Origin of the sequence: Paenibacillus sp. KS1, from assembly GCF_001680695.1 — a bacterium.
Classification (GTDB): Bacteria; Bacillota; Bacilli; order Paenibacillales; family Paenibacillaceae; genus Paenibacillus_B; species Paenibacillus_B suaedae.
Genome location: NZ_MAIS01000089.1, coordinates 1 through 25,209 on the forward strand (window position 1 = coordinate 1; position 25,209 = coordinate 25,209).

A 25,209-nucleotide genomic window follows, 5' to 3' on the forward strand; every position below is an offset into this window, starting at 1 on the left:
CTATACCGCGTTTAACCGCGGTATAGCCTTATTGCGTTACGGTATTGATATAGGGTTCACTTTCCTTCGTTAGTGATGAGGCGGCTACCTATTTCTGTACAGGAGACCAGAGTGCTGGTACATTCGAAGGCTCCCAGCCAGTCAAAGATGTATGTGGTTGCACACACTTATAAATCACACCATTATAAGAGACAAGATCGCCTGCCTTGTATGCTTTACCTGCCTGCCATGGATCTGTATTTCCCTCCGGATTTGGGAGATTAGCCGTTACGGATTGACTATGAGGGGAGACATTGCCTTGTCCGTCGATGATCCTGACCGTAAAGGTATACGTATTGCCTGGACTAAGACCGGTTGCAGCATAATTGGTTTGACTGCTGGTTCCGATTTTTTGCTGTTGTTGATAGATTTCGTACGTAAGGCCTTGAATTCCTGTGTTCGGATCGCTCCAATTCAGGTTTACTGAATTATACGTGACTGCCGTTACAGCCAACTGCTCAGGTGCCTTCAGCACAACCGGTTCTGGTTGTTCAGGGCCTTGGTCAAGAATAGAAGAATGATTGCCCGATACAACTAATGCAAATGGCTGAGGGCCTTGTGGCACATTGTATCCTTTGATGGTCACCGTATATTCGCCCGTAGTTGGAGTTGAAAGATATGCATTTTCCACGTTGTTGATGTGGTCATAATTGGCACAGCTTGTGCTAGCTGTATTTTGTACGAAGCAGTTGCCTTTGTAGAGTTCGCCAGTTGGGGTTTTTACTTCAAGATCGAGGTCATTGACCAATTGCTTGCCAGCTTGAACGGCACCTTGGTAATCGCTCCAGACAAGAGATATCTTGAGAGGTTTGCCGGCTTCGGCCTTTACGCGGTAGGAGATAGAATCGTTTGTTTTGATACCTGTGGTGTTGTCGATGAAGCTATTGGTTCTTCCGTCAGTAGGGGTGAGTGAATTCACGAGGTTAACGCGTCCCCATCCTGTTTCTCTGCTCATCCATCCATATCCTACATCTTCAGCTCCATTAATGAGCGTCGCTTTGATGAGTGCTGAGGAAGGTGTTACGTGCTTGTTCTCGGTATAAAATTGGCGAACGATGGCTGCCGATCCTGCGACAGCTGGAGTAGCCATGGAGGTACCGGTCATGTTGGTGTAGTACTGATTTGGATTTGCAGGTCTAGTTGAGGCTGAAGAACGAACGGAAATAATTGAGGTACCAGTAACGACGAGGTCAGGCTTAACTCTTCCATCTGATGCATATCCTCTGCTGGAGGTTGGGGCAATTTGATTCGAATTTGTTTTTTGAAGATTACCAACCGTAATGGTGTTTTTGGCATTGCCAGGTGAATTGATGGTGTTGTTCCCGCTGCCATCGTTCCCTGCGGCGAACAATACGGTGAAGTCTTTATTGTTGAACGTATATTCATCAGCGCGAGCAGAGTTGGAATTGTAGGTGTAGCTGCTGGCGCCCCAGGAATTGGTATGGATGAACGATCCTTGCTGCTTCGCAGAGCCGAACAAGTCGCGCAGGTCGCCTGGGCAGATAGAAGTACCACCACAGCCGATTGTTTGGGCGAACAGTTTGGCACCATAGGCAACGCCTTTATATTTCCCATTGGACATTGCTCCTGTGCCGAGCACGGTACCGGCTACATGTGTGCCATGACCGATCGTATCCTTCCATGTTCCTTCGGGGTTAGGAACAGGAGTCGTATGCAGCTGACCTTCGAAATCTTTATGGAGTGTGCTTAGATTACCGGAATCCAAGCCGCTGTCGGCTACGGTAACCACTTGACCTTTTCCGGTCAATCCCTTGCTCCATACGCCATTCGACGTAGCAGCCCCAACTTGATTCGTGACGAAGTCGTTGAGGATCTCTTCTTGAGGCTTAGATTCGACGAAGGTGACATCTGGTTGATTAAGAACGAGCGGGAGTGATTCGTTGCTTAATACAGCTTCGATATAGCCTTCTTGCACATCGGTAACGGGGATGGCTTGCTGCTTAAGTGATTGGGCAACTTCTGCCTCACTGCCCCTGAATACTGAGATTACATAGTTGCTTGGTGAAGTGTCTTCGGAAGTGGAGAGGTTGCCATTCTTCCATTCTGGCTGAAAGAGGGTGACTCTGTAAATCTGATCGTTGGTGGCGAGGGTGCCGGCTTGTTGCGGGTTCATGCGTACGAGATAAGCATAGTCAGGGAGATAGTCTCCGAGTTCCGCTCCAGCCTGTTGCAAGAGCTGTTTGGAGGAATCTGTGATGACGTCGTTGAATTGAACAACGTACAATTGGCGTTGCGTGCTTTCTTCATCAAGCTGCAGTCCATAGTGTTCATTTTCATTCTGGAGATTGACGGTGCCTGTTCGCAAATAGAGCAGCTTCTCGGTTGAATTGTTCGCGGGGCCTTCATAGGCTGACACCGCTGGTGACATCAGGCTGATTGCCATGGCAATCGACATGATCATTGAAAGCACTTTTTTGTTGTTTTTGTTCGCCAAATGCTATTCCTCCTTGGTATAAAAGAGTATAGTCTAGTCTGACAAAGCTGGCATTTTTAACGTATAAACTCACCTCCAAAATGCTAGATTTACATGTTTACCCGAATACCATTTGTAAAAAGCAATCATAATAGTTTCAGAACTGGGTAAAAATGTATGAACCCATTTTATAAAAAATAATGAATTAATTCAATAGTTTTACTGTGATTTTCCAGAAAAATTTTTTTTGTAATTCTAGCATGCTGGGACATCATAGAATGTTGATTTCAGTAATGGAGAAATTGATTTGTTTTCGCTACAAAAACACGAACGAGTTATAAGACATTTTGTTTATTGTTCGGAAATGGCGTTGACAACCCTGCCGAATGCCTATACAATGTGAGTAGATAACCTAATAACGCAACTTTTTTGTATAATCTTGGGAATTGGCCTGAGAGTTTCTACGAGATCACCGTAAATGATCTGGCTACGAAGAGGAACGGCTTTCCGGATGAATCTAGTTAGAAGATTCGTCTTATACGCTCTGCCTGCCCATAATCTGTGTGCAATATCAGGATGGGAACTTGCTATTCATTCATATAGCGGGCAGTGCGAGTAGGGAATGCCTCACTTCTTTTTAACGCCAGAGCTCGGGAGATCAACCTGAGTTCTTTTTTTGTGCTTAGACAGGTTACTGGGGGAAACAGAAGCAGCAGTAAACACACATTCATGAGATGTCATGGGGAGGATGTTATACACATGGAGCGCTTCTTCAAAATCAAGGAGAACGGTTCGACAATTAGTACGGAGATTATGGCGGGTATTACGACCTTTATGGCGATGGCGTACATCTTGGCCGTTAATCCGAACATTCTAACGGCTTTCGGTCAGACCGGCATGGTATGGTATCCCGTATTTCTTGCAACAGCTATTGCAGGCGGTATTTTCACCATTGCGATGGGGATCTTCGTTAATTTCCCGGTTGCCTTGGCACCAGGGATGGGGCTGAATGCTTACTTTGCAACAGTCGTCGTATCGACTGCTGGCTCGGAACATCCGATCACATGGCAAATGGCACTGACGGCAGTATTTATTTCCGGGATTATCTTCTTCCTGCTTACGATTACACATGTACGTCAAATGCTGCTTGAAGCAGTTCCTGATGCACTTAAGCATGCGATTACAGTCGGTATCGGCTTGTTCATTACGATTGTCGGCTTGAAAAATAGCGGAATGTTGTCCGTGTCCGTTGAGACCGTGAATGATATTCCTAAGGGTACATTCACACCGCTTCAAGGTTTTGAAACAGTATTCGGCTTAGGCAGCTTCTCCAATCCTGATGTACTGCTTACAATTATCGGCTTGGCACTTATTTCGATTCTTATGATTTTGAACGTACGCGGCGCGATTTTGTTCGGTATTTTGGGAACGACGGTCGCTGCGATTTTGATGGGGCGCGTCGATTTCAGTTCGTTGAACGGTGCAAACTGGGTTCCAGATTTGACGCAATTGAGCTTCTTCGAGTTTGATTTCGCTGGCATCATGGGTGTGGGTATCGTATCTATCATCCTAACGTTCACATTCGTTGAATTGTTCGATACATTCGGAACATTGGTTGGTACAGCCAACCGTGCTGGATTCATGAAAAATCGTGAAGAAGGCAACAAGCGCGTAGGGAAAGCGATGTTCGTTGACTCTGTTGCGGTAGCGGGCGGTGCGGCACTTGGTACAAGTACGGTGACTGCATTCGTAGAAAGCTCCGCGGGTGTAGCAGAAGGCGGACGCACAGGACTTACGTCTGTAACGACGGGAATCTGCTTCTTGTTGTCCTTGTTCTTGGCTCCAGCAGTTGCTGTGATTCCAGGCCCAGCTACAGCAGCAGCGCTTATCGTCGTTGGTGTATTGATGATGCAAGCCGTTACGGAAATCAACTTCAAAGACTTGGTTATTGGGATTCCGGCATTTATGACGATTGCATTCATGCCGTTCACGTACAGCATTGCGAACGGTATTTCCTTCGGTATTCTTGGTTACGTCCTGCTGGCGTTCGTAGCGAACGTATTCGGCAAAGGTGAGAAATATAAGATTCACTGGCTTATGTGGGTTCTGTTTGTACTGGTAATTGTTCGCTATGTCGCAATGGGCGGCCACTAGGGCTCGCATTCGCTTTTGATCACGAAGTTGAACTGATTGTAACTGTGCTGAAAAGCGAACTTTTGATCACTTATTACACGAGATACTCAACTTAGAATGGCATCAGGGGGATGGGACTTCATGAAAAAATTAGCGTTAACACTTGCATTCGTACTTTCGATGGGCACATTGCTGGCAGCTTGCGGCGGGGACAAGGCAGCTGAAGGCGGCAAGGAAGCACCGACAGAATTGGTTATCTCGACTTGGGGCTTTGCCGAGGATGCGATGAAGAAGAACGTGTACGAGCCGTTCGAGAAAGAGTATAACGTTAAGATCGTGACAGAGATCGGCAACAACACGGATCGCTTGAACAAAGTCCGTCAAGGCAGCTCGAAGGTAGACCTGATCTACTTGTCCGACTACTATGCACTGCAAGGTGCTGAAGAAGGCTTATTCGAGAAGATTGATCGCAAGAACATTCCGAACATCGAGCAGCTGTATGATATCGCTAAGGCGCCGATTGGCGAAGACTATGGCCCAGCGCACACGGTAGCGCAGCTTGGACTTGCGGTGAACAGCGATGAGGCAAAAACGCCGATTGAATCATGGAGCGACCTGTGGAAGCCTGAATTGAAAAATAAAATTGCCCTGCCTAACATTACGATTACAACAGGGCCAATGATGATGGATTTTGCGGCGAAGGTAGCGGGCAGCAAGGATATGGATACGGAAGCGGCCTTCAAAGCGATGAAAGAAATCAATCCTGGCGTCGTGAAGTATTACTCCAAGTCCGCTGACTTGGTTAATATGTTCGCGCAAGGTGAGGTTGTGGCTGCACCGATGCAGGACACCTTCTTGGGCAGCTTGACGGAAGCTCTGCCATCCGCTAAGTTCGTAACGCCGAAGGAAGGCGCATATGCGCTCTTGAACACGGTCAACATTGTAAAAGGCTCGAAACATAAAGAGCTGGCAGAAAAGTTCATTAACTGGCACTTGAGTCAGCAAGTACAAGAAGCGAATGCGAAGGCTCGCGTCGATTCGCCAACGAACAAAGAAGTGAAGCTGACCGCTGACGAGGCGAAAGGCTTGACGTATGGCCCAGATGTTGTTGAAAACCTGAAGACGCTTGACCTTCGTAAAGTGAACAAAGAAATGAGCGGTTGGATTGACCGCTGGAACCGTGAAATCGAGTAAAGTCCAAATATTGAATGTTCAAAAACGTATACGTTGCAACGGCTAAGAGCGACTTCGCGACGACAAGGTACCTTTTTGAACTTCCTCGATCAAGAGGAGGGCTGCCGTTTATCGCACCCTCCTTTTTTATTCCCATCAATAGTCAGGAGGTTGGCATCATGGTTGCGGATACGGCTACTTCGAAGCAAATGCCCGTCATTATGGATGTCGATACGGGCGTAGATGATGCACTTGCATTAGCGTTAGTTTGGAAAAGCAAACAAGTAGAGCTTGTCGGCGTGACGACAGTGAATGGCAATGTCTCACTCTCACAAGCGACGTTAAATACACGAAAAGTGATACACATGCTGCAGCAGTTGGATGAGGACAAGCAACGCGCGGATGTTGAGGCGAACAAGGTTCCGCTGAATTTCGAGCAAAAAGGAGCTGCCTCTGCAAGGAATGGATTCACTCGCAATGTTCCAATCATTCCGGGAGCGAACGAGCCATTGATGCGTCCGACGTTCTTCGAGCACGCTGTGCACGGAAATGATGGCTTGGGCGGAGCTCTATCCGATATGAGTCCGCCGGAGCTGGAGGAAGGGCTGCCGCATGCAGCACAGTTCATCATTGAAGAAGCGAAGAAGCGCCCAGGTGAGCTGACACTTCTTATGACAGCGCCGCTCACCAATCTGGCAATTGCCTTGCGGGCCTGTCCCGAATTGCCGCAGATCGTTAAGCGGGTCGTTATGATGGGAGGCGCGCTGCAGACGTTCGGCAACGTTACGCCAGTGGCGGAATACAACATCTACGTTGACCCAGAAGCGGCCAAAATGGTGCTGCATGCAGGATTTGACCTGACCATCGTCGGTCTGGACGTAACACGTCAGGCACTGCTGCGTCCCGAGCATTTGGAGAAGCTCGATTCCACACCGCTTGGAGGCTTTGTCCGTACATGTACGGCACAGTACATGGAGCGGTATCGAATGCGCAACGGTGTAGCAGCGTGTGCGATGCACGATCCGCTCGCTGCCTATATCGTGATCGATGCCAGTATCGTCAAGACGCATCGCTATTATGTGGACGTTGAGACACGAAGCGACCTGTGCGACGGTCAAACCGTATGCGACGTTCAGAATCGCCTCGGCCGGGAGGCAAACGCAAATGTATGTGTAGAGGTAGATGGAGAGGCGTTCATGGATCGTTTTATCTCCGTATTGCAAGCTTAGACATCAAGAGAAACAGGAGACGAACTGATGAAAAAACCATTTATATGGCTGCTGCTTCCGGGACTCGTATTCTTGACCTTGTTCATGATCATCCCGATCTTCATGACGATTGGCTCAACTTTCTTCCGTGAAGGGCAATTTACAATAGACGGTTATGTGAAGCTGCTCGGCGATCCGTACATGCTGAAAATATTAGGTACTACACTGCAGGTCAGCTTCGTTACAACACTTGCCTGCATAATGATCGGATTCCCTGCTGCTTACTATATTTCACGGCAGAAGGCGCGTATCAAAGGAATCCTGCTGGCGCTCGCAATCTTCCCACTCATGACGAGTGCGATTGTGCGCTCCTTCAGTTGGATGGTCATTCTCGGCAAGAACGGTTTGGTGAATCAGCTGTTGACCAGCATTGGATTAATTGATGAGCCGTTAAAAATCATGTATACGCCGACCGCGATGATGATCGGTCTCATTCATCTGTTTTTGCCGCTTATGATCATTTCGCTCGTCGGTGTTATGGAGAACATTGACGGCGACCTGTTGAATGCATCATCAAGTCTTGGCGCATCGCGCATGAAGGGCTTTATGACCGTCATCGTACCGCTGTGTGTGCCTGGTCTTATCGTTGGCAGCATCCTTGTATTCGTCGGCAGTCTAACGGCGTATACGACGCCGCAGCTGCTTGGCGGCAAACAGCGAGTCGTCGCTACGTTCCTGTATCAGAATGCGATGACGCTCAACGACTGGGATATGGCTTCGATCATTGCGACCGTCATGATTGTCGTCACCTTCATCATTATCGGTCTTATGAATCAGCTCGCTCGCAAATTGAATCCGAAGGGATAACGGGGGTTAACTTCTTATGAAAGAACAACATCGCGGACTCGCCGTATTTACGGGATTGGTGTTTCTCTTTTTGCTCGGGCCGCTCATCATTATTATGGCAACGTCTTTTGGAGAGGGTTCGGTACTGAAATTCCCGCCAGAAGGTTTCTCGTTGAAATGGTATCGCAATATTTTTGATGTCGAAATGTTTTTGTCTACGTTCAAAGTTACGATCATCGTCGCGCTTGCCGGCAACCTGATTGCGCTTCTGCTCGGCGTACCTGCTGCATATGCGCTGAGCCGCTATCAGTTCAAGGGCAAGGGGCTGCTCAATGCCATCTTTATCTCGCCGATTTTGATCCCTGGGGTTGTGCTCGGCTTCACGATGCTCAAGTATTTAGTCGTGAAATTCGAACTGCCCGTATATACAAGCTTGCTGATCGGACACATCGTGCTGATGCTGCCATTTATCATTCGGGTCATTGCATCGAGCTTGGCGAACTTCGACTATTCCGTTGAAGAAGCGTCCATGAGCTTAGGTGCGAGCCGACTGCAGACATTCTTCACGGTCGTGCTGCCTAACATTCGTTCTGGTCTTATCGCGGGTGTTCTGCTCGCATTCCTGGAATCGTTCAACAACGTAGATATTTCCGTGTTCATGACGGGACCTGGGGTCAGCACATTGCCGATTCAAATGCTGACCTATGTCGAGAATTACTTCGACCCGACGATTGCAGCAATTTCGGTGTTGCTGATGGTCATTACAGCATTGCTTATGTTCTCAATTGAACGCTTAATGGGACTCTCCTACTTCACGAAAAATAACTAGCATACATCGGAGGCCAACGATCATGGAATTGCTATCCCTTCAAAATATATCTGTTGCATACGAGAAAAACCTGATCTTGAAAGACTTCAACCTAAGCCTGAACGAAGGCGAGCTGATCTCTCTGCTCGGACCATCAGGCTGCGGCAAGACGACAACACTGCGCCTGATTGCTGGCTTCCTGGAAGCGAAGGACGGCAAGTTCCTATTCCAAGGGAAAGATTATACACGGGTGCCGGTGAACAAGCGTAACTTCGGCTTCGTATTCCAGAGCTATGCGCTGTTCCCGCACATGAGCGTGTTCGACAATGTCGCGTACGGCTTGAAGCTGCGCAAGGTGGACAAGTCGTCCATCGCGAAGCGTGTACATGAGATGCTGGAGGTTGTAGACCTGAAGGGCTTCGAAAAGCGATTCCCCGGAGAATTGTCCGGTGGACAGCGTCAACGCGTTGCAATCGCTCGTGCGCTCGTCATTCAGCCGGATCTGCTCCTGTTCGACGAACCGCTTAGTAACCTGGACGCGAACCTGCGCGTCAATATGCGTGTAGAAATTCGCCGTATTCAGAAGCAGCTTGGGATTACAAGCGTGTATGTATCTCACGACCAAGAGGAGTGCTTCTCCATTTCAGATAAGGTTGCCATCATGAACAAAGGCGTCATTGAGCAATTGGATGCGCCTGCGAACATTTATAAATACCCGGCCACTGAATTCGTTGCCCGGTTCATCGGCTTCAACAACTTTATCGACATTGGCGAAATGCATGATGACGGAGGAGCGATTACGATACACGGCGCAGAAGGAGTGAAGATGCAGGTCATCCATCGCTCAGGCCATCCATTGTCCAGCTCGATGAAGGGCGCTATTCGTCCAGACGATCTTCTGGTAGCTACAGACAGCGAATGTACGGCTGGGATTGGCGGCTTAACGGCTGAGGATGTGGAAGCGGGATGGAACCAGATTGACGGTCAAGTGAAAATCAGTACCTTCCTCGGTCGCAGCTATCAATACATCGTCGAAACGCCGCTTGGCGAATTCACGGTAAATCGCGAAATGGAGACGCCGTTCGAACGCGGTACAGCCGTGAAGCTCGTACTGCCGAAAGAAAAAGTCGTTCTGGTGAGAACTTCGAACTAATATGAACTACCTCTATACCAACGAACGAAGGACAGCGAGGAGTGGAATACATGAAAATAGATTTGTTGGTAACGAACGTCAGCGTATATAACGTGTATTTGAAACGATTCATACAAGGGAATGCCGCCATTCAGGATGGGCGTTTCCTCTACATTGGGAATCGCGGAACGGATGCATTCGAGGCGGTCAAAGTCGTGGACGGAACGGGAAAGTACATGATTCCAGGCCTCGTCGATATCCATCTTCATATTGAGAGCACGATGGTTACGCCGCAGACGTTCTCGCACGGCCTAATTCAAAACGGGGTCACGACGATTGTATCCGAGCCGCATGAGATGGCGAACGTGTTCGGCGTTGAAGGCGTGAAGGAAATGATCAATGCAAGCAAGGGCTGCACAGCGGACATCTTATATGCAATTCCGAGCTCAGTGCCTGCAACGCCACTGGAGACCACGGGCGGGGAAATCGACATTGCAGATATCGATGAGCTGCTGAAGGATGAGCGGGTTGTATGCTTGGGCGAGATCATGAACTCGGTCGATGTTCTGCGAGACCCGGACTGCAAAACGAATCGTATCCTGCACCATATCCGCAGCAATTACCCGAATCTCGTTATCGAGGGACATACGCCGAAGAAGCTGGTTGATCTAGAACTGGCACGCTTCATGTTCGCAGGAGTAGACTCCGATCATACCGAGCAGGCCGTGGACAGCATGCGCGATCGGATGGCGAACGGCATGTTCCTTGAGATTCAGGAGAAGTCGATGACACCGGACATTATGGATGTACTCATTCATGAGGACGTAGCAGAGCTGTTCTGCTTCGTAACGGATGACGTCATGGCGGATACCTTCGTTCAAGACGGCCATTTGAATCACTTAGTTAAAAAGGCGATGGCTATGGGCATGAAGCCGGAACGCGCGATTTATGCGGCTACGTATACGCCAGCCAGACGGATGCACTTGTACGATCGCGGAGCAATTGCACCGAATAAAGTGGCGGACTTCGTACTGCTCAGCGACGTTGAGCAGTTCGACATCGCATCGGTATACAAGCATGGACGCTTGGCTTATGAGGCTGGAACAGCCTATGAGCAAGAGCGCGGTGAACGCCAATTCCCGTCTCATTTCTATGAGAGTGTGAAGTTGCAGAAGCTAACGGCAGAAGATTTCCAGGTAGCTGCAGAGGCTGTTGATGGCGAGTATCTCTGCCGCGTCATGCAGGTGTTGAACGGAACGACGAACACGAAGGAACTGCATGAATCGGTACGTGTGGCAGATGGAGAATTGAAGTGGCAGGAGAGTCCATATGGGTTGATTGCTACCTTCGAACGTTATGGCAAGAACGGCAACCGTGCTTACGGACTCATTACGGGCAACACGATTAAGCGCGGAGCGATTGCGACGACGTATTCACATGACAATCACAACCTGCTTGTCGTAGGTCATTCACAGGCAGATATGGTGCTTGCGGCCAATACAGTCATTGCGGATCAAGGCGGCTTCTGTGTCGTTGATGACGGCAAGGTGATTGCACATATTCCGCTGCCTGTCGGCGGCATTTTGTCAGAGGAGCCGTTCGAGGAGTTCGGACAAGCCGTGAAGAAGCTGCGCGAGGCGATGGAATCAATCGGCTACGAGCATTACAACCCGATTATGTCGCTGTGTACGCATTCCTTGCCAGTAAGTCCGGCGCTGAAGCTAACGGATCTGGGATTGATCGATGTTCATGCTGGACAGGTCGTTCCGCTTCTGGTGGAAAAGGTTTGAACAACCGTATCGACTGCGAACCGTTGAGGTATATTCCAGCATGTGGTATGATAACAATAAGGAAGGAGCAGAACTGCTCCTAAGCACAAACATCTTGAGTGGGTTTCCCCTCCAGATTAAGAGTTAAGGTAAAGAAGTAACCCATTTCTGGCGCCAACCTTGATGGGTTACTTCTTTTTTCTATCCATGTAAGTCAGCAGCGCGACGATAAACGTGGCGAACATGATCATATCAGAAAAGGAGAAGTTCATAGGACTCACCTCCTTTCAGGAGGGAGTCTTTCCACTCAAGGTGTGTTGTGTCAGATTATTATACCACATATTAACATTGTCTTTTCTCTGGTTGTTTTACTTGAAACCAAGATTATAGGCGAAGAGTCGTAGGGATTGTTGCATCCTTACGGCTCTTCTCGTATTAGATCAGCCAAAGGGCTAAATTAACTACGACTATAAATTTTCAAGTAGGATCATTTGCCGTCGGTTTCTCGTACCTGCGTAGAATCCCCCGAAATCAATTGTGGCTGGAACACGATCTTTTGCTTCGGCATGTCTGGATTGTCTGCTTGGCGGAGCAGCAATTGAATCGTTTCCTTGGCCATATCGGGAATTGGCTGTGCGATCGTCGTGAGACGCGGCACAACGATTTGAGACAGGATCGTATCGTCGAATCCAATGATGGACAAATCGTTAGGAACCTGCAAGCCGATCTGGTGTGCAGACTGCATAGCGCCGACGGCTAGCAAATCATTGCAGGTGAATATCGCAGTCGGACGGGAAGACTGCTGCAGTATTTGATTTGCGCCGGAACACCCTTCTGCGACAGACGAGTGAACGACTGTGATCCATTGATCGTTCGGCTCGATTCCTGCATCCTTCATCGCTTGCTTGGCGCCTCGAACCCGGTGCTCACCGCTTGGGCTGTCCTCTGTAATGATGCCGATATCGGTATGTCCAAGCTGGAGCAGGTGACGAATCGCCTCGTAGCCGCCTTTATAGTCATCCACGGTCACGGTGTGCATGGTCAGGGATGTGATGTCTTTGGAGAATAGCACGATGGGGAGACTGTCGGTAATGTAGTCTTCTAGCTGCGACCATTTTGTAAATTGGCAGGCAATGATAAGCCCGTCAATTTGCTTGCGCTGCAATAGGGAAATGTAATTTAGCCCTTTATCATCCTTATTGTCTGTGCTGCACATAACAATACTGTATCCGGACGCTTGCGCTTGATCCTCCAGATTGCGGGCCACCTCAGCGAAAAAGGGGTTGGCCAGATCGGAGATGAGCAGGCCGAAGGTGGACGTTTTCTTTCCGGTTAACGCGGAAGCAACTACACTCGGCTGGTATTGCAGCTCTTTCATAATATGGAGGACACGCTCACGTGTTTTGGCGCTAATATTGCCTGTTTGATTGACGACCTTCGATACAGTGGCTATGGATACGCCAGCCGCCTTGGCTACGTCGTAAATAGTTGATTTCATAGGTAACTCCTCATCGTTCTTCGCACTTCTTGTGTACGTCTTCTCTTTATTTCTCATTATACAACAAAAGGAGAATGGACTACGCCATTCTCCTGTAAGAGACTGATCGAAATAAGCGGCATCACTTTTTTTCAAAAAGCCACTCGTGTTCGGGATCATTGTGGAACTTCCATGTACGCACAGGTCCCGCCATCACGTTCAAATAATAGGAATCGTACCCTGGAGGCGCGGATACCGGGTGGTACCCCTCTGGAACTAGGACGACATGGCGGTGCGGCACGGCCATCGTCTCATCCAACGAACGGTCGTCATTGTATACGCGCTGCATAATGAACCCTTGCTCAGGATTGACTTCATGATAATAGGTTTCTTCCAAATAAGATTCCTGCGGCAAATTTTCCTGATCGTGCTTATGCGGCGGATAGCTGGACCAATGCCCGCCAGGCGTGAACACCTCTACGACGAGCAGGCTGTCCGCCTCTTTTTGTTCCGGCAAAATATTATGGATATGCCGCTCGATGCTGCCAGAACCGCGTGTTTCTACACCGACATCTTCAGGAGCGATGACGCGAGCCGGGTATGTCCCCTTGCCAGGGGCCGCACAGACAGCTAGTTCTAAGGCCGTTTCGGCCTGAACGGTATATCGATCATGGTTCGGCACGTAAACCGAATACGGAGGAATGCGTTCAAATACACTCATGCGCTGTCCAAGCACACCGAACGACTTTTTCGAAGTGCTGACCTCAGCCTTCCCGCTCAGCAGGACAAGGCATACCTCCTGCTCGTTTTTATCGTTTTGCAGCGTTTCTCCCGGCTTCAGCGAATACAGCTCGAATCCTACATACTTCCAGCCTGCGCTTTGCGGCGTAACGGAAATGACCTTGCCTTGCTTATCTCTTGGTTGTGGCGATACGAGTAATTTAGACATAAAGGCGGCCTCCTTGCCTAAGTAGAGAATAGTTTTATCAATACAAATCCTATATTTTAATGGGCTATCTTAACAGGCATCCCGCTGCGCAGCGACTCTTTGGCCGCTAGCGCGATGCGTTCCGCCTGCAATCCGTCGTTGGCATCGCAGACGACTGGGTCATCGTGCATAATGGCTCGGACAAAGTCTTGAACCTCTTGGATATAGGCCTGCGTATAGCGTTCGATGAAGAAATGTAGCGGCTTGTCCATATGAACTCCACTAGCCGTCGCAACAACTGCTGTAGAAGGACGATCGTTCTGTGTTGAGACACAGCCATCAGAGCCGAATGCCTCCAGACGCTGATCATAGCCGTACACGGCCTTGCGGCTGTTCTCGATAATGCCGAGCGCACCGTTGGCAAAGCGCAGACTAACAATGGCTGTGTCGATATCATTCAATTCCCCGATTTTCGGATCGACCAAATTCGCTCCTTGCGCATATACCTCAACGACCTCGCTTTGCATGACATAGCGAGCCATGTCGAAGTCGTGAATTGTCATATCAATGAACAATCCGCCGGACTTGGCGATATACTCTGCCGATGGCGGCTCTGGATCGCGCGACGTAATGCGCAGCAGGTGTGGGGCTCCAATGCCTCCGGATTGTACGACGTCACGCGCTTTTTTGAAATTATGGTCAAAGCGGCGGTTAAATCCGACCTGCATTTTTACGCCGGATTTCTTAACCGCAGCTAGTGCTTGCTCTGTCGTTTCGATTGAGAAGCTGACAGGCTTCTCACAGAAAATATGCTTGCCGGCTTCGGCAGCCTCGCGAATGATGTCCGCATGTGTGCTGGTCGGTGAACAAATAAACACCGCTTGAATATCCGGGTCATGAAGAATGTCTTGATAATCGTTCGTGACAACAGGGATTCCATGCGCGGAAGCCCATTCGTTCAACCCTTCCGTATATACGTCTGATATTGCGCGAACGCGGATATTGCTCATTTGTTGAATATGGCTGGCATGCAGCTTTCCAATTCGTCCGGCACCGATGATTCCTACTTGCAGCATAATAATCCCTGCTTTCTCTGAGTGTGATCGAAAAATTGTTCTGTATATGGAACAGTAAAACGACTTACTAGGCAAAGTAGGGAAAGCGCTTAACTCATATTTTAACTATAGGCTATGTTCCAGAGGTTGGCAAGGTGAAAAATCAATAATCGAGTAGGATTTCGCTGTGTAGTAGGGAAAATGGCGAGTTATTTTAAATAGGAAAAGAAGATGTGCAAGTGAAAAAAAGAACTTATTAAATCATTGAAAAAGCGTTTACATTACCAAATTGGTGTGCATATAATTAGCTAAAAGGTAAGCGCTTAACTCAACTCGCAACAGAAAGAGACTGCATCATAATGGCCTCAGTCCTGCAGAAAGAGGGCATGAGGCAGAGAACATGGAGGTGCTGACTGGATATGAGTACACTATCATTCCCTAAGGATCGGCCATTCGACTTGATTGCCATCGGAAGACTGTGCATCGATCTAAATGCGAACGAAACTAATCGGCCAATGGAGGAGACGAGAACGTTCACGAAGTACGTGGGCGGATCTCCAGCGAACATTGCAATTGGGGCGGCACGCCTCGGCATGAAAAGCGGATTCATCGGCAAGCTGTCCGATGATCAGATGGGCCGTTACATACGACAATATTTGAACGATCAATCGATAGATACGTCGCAGCTTGCTGTTGATGATACGGGAGCAATGACAGGATTAGCTTTTACTGAAATTAAAAGTCCTACAGATTGCAGCATTCTGATGTACCGTGACCATGTAGCGGATCTCCTCCTTAAGCCGGAAGAGGTATCTGAGGAGTATATCAAGCAGACGAAGGCGCTGCTCATATCAGGAACGGCGCTCGCTGCGAGCCCGTCACGCGAGGCAGTATTCATTGCCTTGGAATATGCGCGCAAGCATGGGGTATTCGTATTCTTCGATCTAGACTATCGCCCGTACACTTGGAAAAATGTTGCGGAAACCTCGATTTATTATCAGCTTGCGGCGGAAAAATGCGACTTTATCATTGGAACGCGCGAAGAGTTCGACATGATGGAGAAGTTCTCGGGTCAGCAAGCGGACGATCGACTGACTGCAGCGAAATGGTTCGGGCATCACGCGCAGGTTGTTCTCATCAAGCATGGCTCGGAAGGATCGATTGCCTATACGAAAGACGGAGAAGCGCATAGAGGGGGCATTTTCAAGACGAAGGTGCTCAAGACATTCGGAGCGGGCGATTCCTATGCGTCTGCCATGATTTATGCATTGATGCAGGGCTGGGATTTGCCGCGTGCGATGGAATACGGCAGCGCTTCGGCCGCCATCGTTATCTCGCGCCATAGCTGCTCAGACGCGATGCCAACGACCGCGGAACTGGATGAATTCATCAGAAGCGCGGAGCGTGGGGAATAGACCTGAATACCGCTGACACACGACCAAATCTTCCATTGGAATGAAACTGCATTGGATTGAATGCAGCCATAACGGCCCGATGGGGTAGTTTGCGGCGTATGAGATAGTGAGCAAGTTATAAGTCATTCAACATGGAGGGACGGTTCATGCTCGTTACATTAACGGAAATGATGCAGGGCTTGCCGGAACGCAATGCGGCCGTGCCGGCATTTAACGTATTTGGTTATGAGGATGCTTCGGCGGTCATTGCCGCAGCCGAGGAAGTCGGAGCGCCGGTCATATTGGCGACAAATAAGGTGGCGCTTCGCTACATGCCTCTTCAAGTATCAGGAGCGTTGTACAGAAGCTTGGCTGAACGCGCGAAGGTGCCAGTATGCATCCATTTGGATCACGGCGATGGATTCGAGTCGGCAGCCGAAGCGATTATGAGTGGATACACATCCATTATGTATGACGGCTCGCAGCTGCCGCTAGCAGACAATATCCGCAACACGAGGGAAATTGTAAAGCTGGCGCATGCCTGCGGCATTCCTGTCGAAGCGGAAATTGGCGCTGTCGGATATACGGATCCGTCCATGAAGGTGGAGGCGAGGCTGACCGCGCCAGGCGAAGCGAAAGTGTTTGCCGAAGAAACGGGTGTCGACGCCTTGGCAGTAGCGATTGGAACGCTTCACCGGATGGAGGAGCAGTCCGCGCCGATTGATTACGCACGGCTCGCGGAGATTGAGCGCGTCGTATCAGTGCCGCTCGTGCTGCATGGATCGACCGGTGTGAAGGACGATGATTTGCACAGGCTTGCGGCTACACGCATCAGCAAGGTCAATATCGGTACGGCACTCCGCATGGCGTTCGGCAAGACACTGCGCAGCGAAATACTGAACAAACCAAATGAGTTCGACCGCGTTGCCTTATTCGCCCGTCCGATAGAAGCGGTGAAGGAAGCGGCCAAACAGAAGATGCTGCTGCTGAATGCCCATCAAGCTTTGAATGTGTAACTCTTTTGAACGTATAAAAGGAACGGTTTGTTAGGTTCACATCCGGATTTCAGATGTTCTTACTATATATGAAATGACGAGAGGAGAATGGAACATGACAGAAGCAATCACCATTCGCAACTATGTCGGGGGACAATGGAAGGAATCAACATCAGGCAAAACGGAACCGGTATACAATCCGGCTACGGGCGACATTATCGGACATGTCCCGTTGTCCAGCATGGAAGAATTGAATGAAGCGGTAACTGTGGCTGCGGAAGCGTTCCGCACATGGTCGCGTACTGCCGTACCGCGCCGGGCGCGCATCATGTTCAAGTATCAGCAGCTTCTCGTTGAGCATTGGGATGAGCTGGCCAAGCTGATTACGCTTGAGAACGGCAAAAATTTCAAAGAAGCATACGGTGAAGTGCAGCGAGGCATCGAATGCGTAGAATTCGCAGCCGGTGCGCCAACGCTCATGATGGGCAAGCAGCTGCCGGACATTGCTACCAACATTGAATCCGGTATGTACCGTTATCCAATCGGTGTCGTTGGCGGCATTACCCCGTTCAACTTCCCAATGATGGTACCGTGCTGGATGTTCCCGCTGGCGATCGCTTGCGGCAACACGTTCGTATTGAAGCCTTCCGAGCGTACTCCTCTTCTGGCTTGCCGCTTGGCGGAGCTCATGGAAGAAGCGGGCTTGCCGAAGGGCGTTCTGAATATTGTCCATGGGGCGCATGATGTCGTGAATGGATTGCTTGATCATAAGCAGGTGAAGGCGATCTCCTTCGTTGGCTCCCAGCCAGTCGGCGAGTATGTGTACAAGCGCGGCATTGCCAACTTGAAGCGCGTGCAAGCCTTGACCGGAGCCAAGAACCACTCGATCGTAATGGACGACGCGAATCTGGAGAACGCTACGACGCAAATTATCAATGCAGCATTCGGTTCGGCCGGAGAACGCTGCATGGCTTGCTCGGTTGTGCTCGTGCAGGAATCGGTTGCGGACGAGTTTGTTGCACAGCTTGTGAAGGCTTCCGATGAGCTTATTATCGGCAATGGCGAACGCAATGACGTGTTCCTTGGGCCAGTCATTCGCGAAGGTCATAAGGAGAGAGCGATCGGTTACATTGATGCTGGCGTGCAGGAGGGGGCCAAGCTTGTGCGCGATGGCCGCCAGGACGCAGAAACCAATGGCGATGGCTTCTTCATGGGGCCGACGATTTTCGATGAAGTGACACAGCAAATGAAAATTTGGCAGGATGAGATTTTTGCGCCGGTATTATCGATTGTGCGTGTAAAGGATATCGATGAGGCAATCGCTTGGGCGAATGAATCGCGGTTTGCGAACGGTGCCTGCATCTTCACGTCGAGCGGCGCTTATATGAGACAATTCCGTGAGAATATCGATGCAGGGATGCTCGGTGTAAACGTTGGCGTCCCAGCACCGATGGCCTTCTTCCCGTTCTCTGGCTACAAGGATTCCTTCTATGGGGATTTGCATGCGAACGGCACGGACGGAGTAGAGTTCTATACCCGCAAAAAGATGGTCACTACGCGCTGGTAAGGATGGTGTTCGGGATGGAAACGATCCGTTTAACAATGGCGCAGGCACTCGTCAAGTTCCTGGATCAGCAATATGTGGAGTTTGACGGTGTGGAGCAGCGCTTCATTAAAGCCGTATTTACGATATTTGGTCATGGCAATGTGCTTGGATTGGGCCAAGCGCTCGAAGAGAACTGCGGCGGCTTGGAAGTATACCAAGGGCGCAATGAGCAGGGGATGGCTCAGGCTGCCGTCGCATTTGCCAAGCAGATGCGGCGCAAGCAAATATGCGCCTGTACCTCCTCGGTCGGACCGGGCGCAGCTAATATGGTAACCGCTGCGGCAACAGCAACGGCGAATCAAATTCCGGTGCTGCTGCTTCCGGGAGACACGTTCGCCTCTCGCCAGCCCGATCCGGTGCTGCAGCAAATTGAGCAGCCACATGATCTTACCATATCGACGAATGATGCTTTTCGTCCGGTAAGCAAGTATTGGGATCGAATCGTGCGTCCGGAGCAGCTAATGACGGCACTGATTCAAGCAATGCGGGTGCTGACTAATCCGGCCGACACCGGTGCCGTTACACTGGCATTGCCGCAGGATGTACAGGGGGAAGCGTATGATTATCCCGCCTCCTTCTTCGAGAAGCGGGTGCATCGGATCGATCGGAGGCCTGCTTCAGCGGCGCAGCTTGAGGATGCGGTTCGCCTCATCGCTCGCAAACGCAAGCCGCTGCTTATCTGCGGCGGAGGCGTTCGCTACTCCGAAGCGGGAGAGGCACTGGCGGCATTCGCGGAAGCCTTCCATATTCCGTTGGCTGAGACGCAGGCGGGCAAGAGCGCGATCGCAAGCTCTCATCCGCTTAATCTGGGCGGCATCGGAGTGACAGGCAATTCGGCTGCGAATGCGATTGCCAAGGATGCGGATCTCATTATTGGAGTAGGCACGCGCTTTACTGATTTTACGACAGGTTCTAAGGAACTGTTCGGCAATCCTGATATAGATGTCGTGACGGTGAACGTGTCCGAATTTCAAGCGATTAAGATGGATGCAACTCCGATAGTGACTGACGCAAAAGTGGGATTGGAGGAACTTCATCAGCGGCTTCAATCCCTGGATTACCGTTCAGCCTATACAGGGGAGATTCAAGAAGCGCGCGGCGCTTGGGATAAGGAATGGCAGCGCTTGGCTGGCATTCAGTACGTACAAGGCGCAGGTTCATTTACTCCAGAAATTGAGGGTCATTTGGATGAGGCACTGCCAGAATATACGGCGGCGCTTGGCAGCAGCCTGACTCAGACACAGGTTGTGGCCGCCTTGAACCAACTGCTCGGCGACAATGCGATTGTTGTGGGCGCAGCCGGCAGCCTTCCAGGGGATTTGCAGCGGATGTGGCGGGCTGAGACACCGCATTCGTACCATATGGAATATGGCTACTCATGTATGGGATACGAAATTGCAGGCGCGCTTGGCGTGAAGATGGCGGAGCCGGAGCGAGAGGTATACGCTTTTACCGGTGACGGCAGTTACTTAATGCTTCACTCTGAGCTGCTGACGAGCATTCAAGAGGGACGGAAAATTAACGTCCTGCTATTCGACAATAATGGTTTCGGATGTATTAACAATTTACAGATGGGCAACGGCATGGGCAGCTTCGGCACAGAGTTCCGTTCGCGTAACCCGTATACGGGCAAGTTGGACGGGCCTCTTGTCGGCATCGATTTTGCGCTTAGTGCCTCGGGGTACGGAGCCGTTACGTATTCGGTACGCACCATGAAGGAGCTCGAACAGGCCGTGATGGCAGCTAAGCGCCAGAAGGAATCGACGTTGATCGATATTAAGGTGCTCCCGAAGACGATGACCCATGGCTATGATGCATGGTGGAATGTTGGCGTAGCAGAGGTGTCGGTCAAGAAGGCAATTGCCCAAGCCTATGATGAGCGGCGCCAATCCCTGAGCCAGGCACGACCATATTAGCCAATCCTCTCGTATATTCGATGGCAAGTCCGACACGCAATAACCTTTATTAACATGTCACAGAGCAGGAAACAGCAGTAATGGAGCAGGCGGCAGATACCGGGCACGGCATTCAGTTAAGCGGATATTATACGGAATGTTCGATGTTCGGAGCGCTTGACGGACAGCAGAGGATAATAATCGGGCGGTATTTTTTGAACCTAGCTTTGCGAGGTCTTCAAGCCGTCTTTTCAAGCTGTACCGCCTGCCTCCATGATCTTGATTATGACTTCTGGGGAGGAATGGGCATGTTTGCAGCAGAGAGTGTGAAGATTGGGATTGCTCCTATTGGCTGGACGAACGATGATATGCCTGAATTAGGCGGAGAAAATACATTTGAGCAGTGTGTAAGTGAGATGGCGCTTGCTGGTTTTACGGGTACGGAAATCGGCAATAAGTATCCTCGTGAAGTTGAGGTGCTGCGGAAGGCGCTGCATTTGAGGAATCTGGAGGTAGCGAGTGCCTGGTTTAGCGCTTACCTGACTGTAAAGCCGCTTGAAGAAACGGTAGAGGCATTTATTCAACACCGTGACTTTTTGCATGCGATGGGCTCGAAGGTCATTGTTGTATCCGAGCAGGGACACAGCATTCAGGGAGAAATGGATACTCCGCTTTTTGATAATAAGCCGATATTCAACGACGAAGACTGGAAGCGCTTAACTGAGGGGCTTCATCAATTGGGAGAGCTTGCTCGGGCCAAGGATATGCACCTCGTGTACCATCATCATATGGGAACTGGCGTTCAGACAACGGTGGAAATCGAGCGCCTAATGGCTAGCACAGATCCGGAGCTGGTGTCCTTGCTGTATGATACAGGCCACCTTGTATTTTCCGGAGAGGATCCCCTATACATATTGAATCGTTATATGGATCGCATTAAGCATGTTCACTTGAAGGATGTGCGCAAGGATGTGGCGCGCCGCGTACTTGAAGAAAAGCTCAGCTTCCTGCAGGCGGTAAAGGAAGGGGTATTCACGGTTCCCGGAGATGGATGCATTCCCTTCGAACCGGTGTTCCAATCGCTTGCAACGGCTGGATACCGCGGTTGGATGCTGGTGGAAGCGGAGCAGGATCCTGCTCGGGCGAATCCGCTCGAATACGCAATGAAGGCTAGACAGTATATTTTGCAGCAAGCGGGCGTATAAACGGAGGGACGAACAGATGAAACAGGACAAACGAATATCGGTAGGTCTTGTAGGCTTAGGAAGACTCGGGCGGCAGCACGCGGATAATTTGGCGCATCGCATTCCGAATTGCAAATTGATGGCCGTATGCAGTGTGATACCGGAAGAGGTGGAGGAAGCTCAACAAGAGCTGAATGTCCCTTACGGGTATACAAATTATGAGGATATGCTGCGCAATCAAGAACTGGACGCCATTTTTATTGCTTCTCCATCTTCTTATCATTGCGAACAGATTGAGCAGGCGCTGGAAGCTGGGTTTCACGTATTCAGTGAGAAGCCGCTTGGGTTGTACATGGAGGAAGCGCTGCGCGTGCAGAAGGCTGTTCGCAAGCATCCGAATCAGGTGTTTATGCTTGGTTTTATGCGCAGATATGACCGCTCTTATGCTTATGCGAAGAAACAAATTGAAGCGGGTGCGATTGGCGTACCTGTGCTGATTCGCTGTTATGGAATCGATCCGACGCAAGCGATGCCTGGCTTCATGCAATTTGCCAAGAGCAACTATAGCGGGGGCTTGTTCCTCGATATGGCAATTCATGATTTGGATTTGGCTCGGTGGTATTTGGGCGTGGAAGCGGAACGCGTGTGGGCAATCGGCGGTTCTCATCGATATACCGAGCTTGCGGAGCTGAACGATGCAGAAACCGGAGCAGCACTTGTACAATTTGCAGGCAATAAGATGGGGATATTTGTAGCGGGTCGCAATTGTGCGCACGGCTATCATATCGAGACTGAAATTATAGGTACGCAAGGATCACTGCGCATCGGGACTGTACCAGAGAAAAATCAAGTCATGATTCTCGATGATCGGGGTGTCGTGAGAGAGTGCGCAAATGGATTCCTTGAACGGTTTGAACAGGCTTATATGGATGAAGCAGTTGAATTTGTACAGGCAATCCTCGAGGGAAGACAACCGAAAGTAACAGTAGAGGATGGGGTGCTGTCGACCGCGCTTGGCTATGCATGCAAGGAGTCGTTTGAAAGCGGCCAACTGGTAAACGTTCAATTGCCCGCTGCCGTGACTGCCATCAAGTAAGAACAGGGGGTTCTTTAAGCCTTCTCGGTGCAGCAGTCCTTTTTACTTGAACTAGCAAAGATAAGCACAAGATTTCTCTATGCATAGAGGAGGGCTTTCATGACTTACATCACGGTCATCACCTTTTTACTGTATACTGGAATTGTTGCCTGGTACTCTTGGTACAAGACGCGCAGTGTGGATTTGAACAGCTCGGATGGATACTTTCTAGGCGGGCGCAGCTTGTCAGGTATTGTAATCGCTTTCTCTCTGCTGCTGACGAACTTATCGACGGAGCAAATGGTTGGATTAAATGGGCAAAGCTATGCAACTTCCATGGTTGTCATGGCTTGGGAGGTAACATCGCCGATCGCGCTCATCTTCATGGCATTTATCTTCTTGCCGCGTTATTTGAAGTCAGGGATTACGACAATCCCGGATTTTCTGGAACAGCGCTATGATTTGCGTACGCGTCAGATTATCTCGATTTTGTTTTTGCTTGGATATGCTGTTGCTTATTTGCCTACCGTGCTCTATTCTGGTGCACTTGTGCTTGATACGATTTTTAATATTTCGGCTCGATTTGATTTGAGTGATTTCAATATTATATTGGTTGTATCTCTTGCGATTGGGATTACGGGGATTGCTTATGTGGTACTAGGCGGCCTGCGCGCATGTGCACTGTCGGATACGCTGAATGGTGTCGGCCTTATTGTCGGTGGTCTGCTCATTACCGTGCTTGGCCTGGTTGCACTCGGAGGAGGCAATTTGTTCGATGGGGTCAGTACACTGCTGCACAAAGAACCCGAGAAGTTGAACTCGCTTGGTGACAGTTCTTCGCCAGTTCCTTGGGTGACGATCTGCGCAGGGCTTCTCTTCAACAACTTATTCTATTGGTGTACGAATCAGGCGATCGTTCAGCGGACGCTGGGCGCCAAAAACTTGAAGGAAGGCCAAAAGGGCGTGCTGTATGCCGGCATGTTCAAAATTTTCGGAGCGTTCTATCTCGTTCTTCCGGGCATTATTGCCTATCATCTCTTTAACAATTCGCTTAGCAATGCGGATATGGCCTATCCATCACTTGTTATTGAAGTTCTTCCGACGTTACTGTCTGGATTTTTCGCGGCCGTGTTGTTCGGTGCGATATTAAGCTCATTTAATGGAGCGCTCAACAGTTCGTTAACTTTGTTCACCTTGGATATTTACAAGCCGATATTCAAGCCGAACGCGACGGATCAGCAGCTCGTGAAGGCAGGCAGAATTTTTGCCGTCGTGCTTGGTCTTATCGCGGTAGCTGTTGCACCCTTTATTTTGTATGCGCCTTCAGGATTGTACTACTACTTGCAGGAGATGTTCGGATTTTATAACATCCCGATCATTGCCGCTGTCGTTGTCGGCTTCTTTAGTAAGAAGGTACCGGCAGTTGCGCCTAAAATCGCATTGGTTGTCCATATTGTGCTCTATACCCTGTCCAAATTCTTTTTGGGTACGCTCAACTTCCTGTACATTTTAAGTGTATTGTTCCCAGTCTGCGTGTTAGTCATGCTGCTCGTCGGGAAATGGAAACCACGCGAACAGGATTTCGAGCTGTTTGAATCAGGCAAGGTGGATTTGACGCCATGGAAGCATGCGAAGGCATTTACTGTCGTCATGATCGTGCTTATGATCGCTGTTTACATTCTATTCTCTCCATTAGGAATAGCTGCTTAATAGGGAGAGAGGAATCTATCTTCCAGTACTATGAATAAGGGGTTAGCCTGAAAAAAGGAGCTTGGGAGTTTGCGATTCCATGCTAAGTGGGCTGCCCCTTCTCTAGGAAGTCCGTCATCATTATCCTAAGCATCCTTATTATTAATAGAAGGAGTTAGAGGAGAAACATGATTAAGACAAACAAAATTGAAAAAAGGGGTTGCTTTCTCTTATGTAGCTATGGTATATTCTAATTCCTGCTTCGCTAAGAGGCGGGCAACAACAAAATGAGAACAACTTAAAAAATAAGTTGAAAAAAGTTGTTGACTTCGAATGAATGAAGTGATAAGATATAAAAGTCGCCGCTGA

At 49.6% G+C, this 25,209-nt stretch carries 19 protein-coding genes and 1 riboswitch; of the genes, 14 read left to right on the plus strand and 5 right to left on the minus strand.

What is annotated here, in order from left to right; all coding sequences use genetic code 11:
• Positions 1-88: 88 nt before the first annotated feature.
• Positions 89-2,494: a S8 family serine peptidase gene (locus tag BBG47_RS22840; protein WP_065293630.1), complete on the minus strand. Its 2,406-nt coding sequence runs from the start codon at positions 2,492-2,494 to the stop codon at positions 89-91.
• A gap of 388 nt (positions 2,495-2,882) precedes the next feature.
• Positions 2,883-2,983, plus strand: a riboswitch (purine riboswitch).
• 249 nt (positions 2,984-3,232) lie between these two features.
• Here BBG47_RS22840 and BBG47_RS22845 point away from each other — a divergent pair.
• From BBG47_RS22845 to BBG47_RS22875, 7 genes are all read left to right on the plus strand, one after another.
• Positions 3,233-4,627 (plus strand): NCS2 family permease, encoded by a 1,395-nt coding sequence (locus BBG47_RS22845; protein ID WP_065293631.1) that lies wholly within the window; start codon positions 3,233-3,235, stop codon positions 4,625-4,627.
• 120 nt (positions 4,628-4,747) lie between these two features.
• A complete protein-coding gene (locus BBG47_RS22850; protein ID WP_065293632.1) occupies positions 4,748-5,800 on the plus strand; it encodes an ABC transporter substrate-binding protein in 1,053 nt (350 codons plus the stop codon).
• Positions 5,801-5,958: 158 nt separating this feature from the next.
• The gene (locus BBG47_RS22855) at positions 5,959-7,008 is read left to right on the plus strand and encodes a nucleoside hydrolase (protein WP_254659895.1); all 1,050 of its coding nucleotides are present in this window, start codon (positions 5,959-5,961) and stop codon (positions 7,006-7,008) included.
• A 27-nt stretch (positions 7,009-7,035) separates the two neighbouring features.
• Complete coding sequence (locus BBG47_RS22860; RefSeq protein WP_028533676.1) at positions 7,036-7,854, plus strand: ABC transporter permease; 819 nt, start codon at positions 7,036-7,038, stop codon at positions 7,852-7,854.
• Between the two features lie 16 nt (positions 7,855-7,870).
• Entirely contained in the window at positions 7,871-8,662 is a 792-nt protein-coding gene (locus BBG47_RS22865) for an ABC transporter permease (protein WP_021252207.1), read from the plus strand.
• A 22-nt stretch (positions 8,663-8,684) separates the two neighbouring features.
• Entirely contained in the window at positions 8,685-9,794 is a 1,110-nt protein-coding gene (locus BBG47_RS22870) for an ABC transporter ATP-binding protein (RefSeq protein ID WP_065293633.1), read from the plus strand.
• Positions 9,795-9,844: 50 nt separating this feature from the next.
• Positions 9,845-11,563 carry an adenine deaminase gene (locus BBG47_RS22875; protein ID WP_065293634.1) on the plus strand — a complete coding sequence of 573 codons (1,719 nt, stop codon included), beginning with the start codon at positions 9,845-9,847 and terminating at the stop codon, positions 11,561-11,563.
• Between the two features lie 167 nt (positions 11,564-11,730).
• On the opposite strand, the gene BBG47_RS31270 is transcribed toward BBG47_RS22875, so the two are convergent.
• From BBG47_RS31270 to iolG, 4 genes are all read right to left on the minus strand, one after another.
• On the minus strand, positions 11,731-11,814 hold the full coding sequence (locus tag BBG47_RS31270) for a putative holin-like toxin (RefSeq protein ID WP_368072462.1): 84 nt from the start codon (positions 11,812-11,814) through the stop codon (positions 11,731-11,733).
• Between the two features lie 215 nt (positions 11,815-12,029).
• A complete protein-coding gene (locus BBG47_RS22880) occupies positions 12,030-13,040 on the minus strand; it encodes a LacI family DNA-binding transcriptional regulator (RefSeq protein ID WP_065293643.1) in 1,011 nt (336 codons plus the stop codon).
• Positions 13,041-13,161: 121 nt separating this feature from the next.
• A complete protein-coding gene (gene iolB / locus BBG47_RS22885) occupies positions 13,162-13,968 on the minus strand; it encodes a 5-deoxy-glucuronate isomerase (protein ID WP_065293635.1) in 807 nt (268 codons plus the stop codon).
• Between the two features lie 56 nt (positions 13,969-14,024).
• Positions 14,025-15,029, minus strand: a complete 1,005-nt coding sequence (gene iolG, locus BBG47_RS22890) for an inositol 2-dehydrogenase (protein WP_065293644.1) — start codon at positions 15,027-15,029, stop codon at positions 14,025-14,027.
• Between the two features lie 392 nt (positions 15,030-15,421).
• Here iolG and iolC point away from each other — a divergent pair, with 392 nt between their 5' ends.
• The 7 genes from iolC (at position 15,422) to BBG47_RS22925 (ending at position 24,861) form a co-directional block, all read left to right on the plus strand.
• Positions 15,422-16,417 (plus strand): 5-dehydro-2-deoxygluconokinase, encoded by a 996-nt coding sequence (gene iolC, locus BBG47_RS22895; RefSeq protein WP_065293636.1) that lies wholly within the window; start codon positions 15,422-15,424, stop codon positions 16,415-16,417.
• Between the two features lie 146 nt (positions 16,418-16,563).
• Positions 16,564-17,412 carry a class II fructose-bisphosphate aldolase gene (locus BBG47_RS22900; RefSeq protein ID WP_065293637.1) on the plus strand — a complete coding sequence of 283 codons (849 nt, stop codon included), beginning with the start codon at positions 16,564-16,566 and terminating at the stop codon, positions 17,410-17,412.
• A gap of 94 nt (positions 17,413-17,506) precedes the next feature.
• A complete protein-coding gene (locus BBG47_RS22905; RefSeq protein WP_065293638.1) occupies positions 17,507-18,958 on the plus strand; it encodes a CoA-acylating methylmalonate-semialdehyde dehydrogenase in 1,452 nt (483 codons plus the stop codon).
• A 14-nt stretch (positions 18,959-18,972) separates the two neighbouring features.
• Positions 18,973-20,913, plus strand: a complete 1,941-nt coding sequence (gene iolD / locus BBG47_RS22910; RefSeq protein WP_065293639.1) for a 3D-(3,5/4)-trihydroxycyclohexane-1,2-dione acylhydrolase (decyclizing) — start codon at positions 18,973-18,975, stop codon at positions 20,911-20,913.
• 287 nt (positions 20,914-21,200) lie between these two features.
• The gene (gene iolE / locus BBG47_RS22915; protein ID WP_065293645.1) at positions 21,201-22,097 is read left to right on the plus strand and encodes a myo-inosose-2 dehydratase; all 897 of its coding nucleotides are present in this window, start codon (positions 21,201-21,203) and stop codon (positions 22,095-22,097) included.
• Between the two features lie 16 nt (positions 22,098-22,113).
• Positions 22,114-23,172 carry a Gfo/Idh/MocA family oxidoreductase gene (locus BBG47_RS22920; protein WP_065293640.1) on the plus strand — a complete coding sequence of 353 codons (1,059 nt, stop codon included), beginning with the start codon at positions 22,114-22,116 and terminating at the stop codon, positions 23,170-23,172.
• A 99-nt stretch (positions 23,173-23,271) separates the two neighbouring features.
• Positions 23,272-24,861 carry a solute:sodium symporter family transporter gene (locus BBG47_RS22925; RefSeq protein ID WP_065293641.1) on the plus strand — a complete coding sequence of 530 codons (1,590 nt, stop codon included), beginning with the start codon at positions 23,272-23,274 and terminating at the stop codon, positions 24,859-24,861.
• The last annotated feature ends 348 nt before the right edge of the window (positions 24,862-25,209 follow it).